General features: G+C 71.5%; 1 protein-coding gene. It reads right to left on the bottom strand.

The annotated features are described in order from the left end of the window. The coding region (locus tag GOPIP_RS19660) for an AMP-binding protein (RefSeq protein WP_006371526.1) at positions 1 to 543 on the bottom strand (543 nt) is incomplete at both ends.

The following is a 543-nucleotide window of genomic DNA, read 5'->3' as shown; positions in this document are numbered from 1 at the left end:
CGTCGAGGACGTAGAGGCGGGTGTTGCCGTTGGGGCGGCCGATGGAGACGGCGCTGCGGACGGCGCCGGTGCGGTAGACGACGTGGCTGACGCCGATGGTGGCCTCCGCGGGGCCGTACCCGTGGTACATCACGGCCCCGCCGGCGGTCCGGAAGCGGGCGAACAGCTCGGGGGTGAGCACCTCGCCGCCGCACCACACATGCCTCAGCGACCGCGCCCGCCGGGCGAAGCCGTCGAGTTCGAGGAGCAGGTCGAGCATCGAGGAGACCAGGTAGGTGAAGGTCACCCGGTGGCGTTCGACGGTGTCCAGGAGGTAGTCGACGTCCCGTTCGCCGCCGGGCTCGGCGACCACCACCCGGCCGCCGTTCACCAGCGGCAGGAAGATCTCGTTGATGGAGATGTCGAAGCCGAGCGGGGCCTTGAACAGGGCCGCGTCGTCCGTCCCGAAGCCGAGCAGGCCGCGTTGCCACAGCAGCCGGTGCGCGATGGCCCGGTGCCGGATCATCGCGCCCTTGGGGACGCCCGTCGTACCCGACGTGTGAG

Origin of the sequence: Gordonia polyisoprenivorans NBRC 16320 = JCM 10675 (genome assembly GCF_000241325.1) — a bacterium.
In the GTDB taxonomy this organism is placed as follows: Bacteria; Actinomycetota; Actinomycetes; order Mycobacteriales; family Mycobacteriaceae; genus Gordonia; species Gordonia polyisoprenivorans.
Note: the sequence above shows the minus strand (reverse complement) of the source record. Positions and strands in the feature narration are given on the sequence as shown.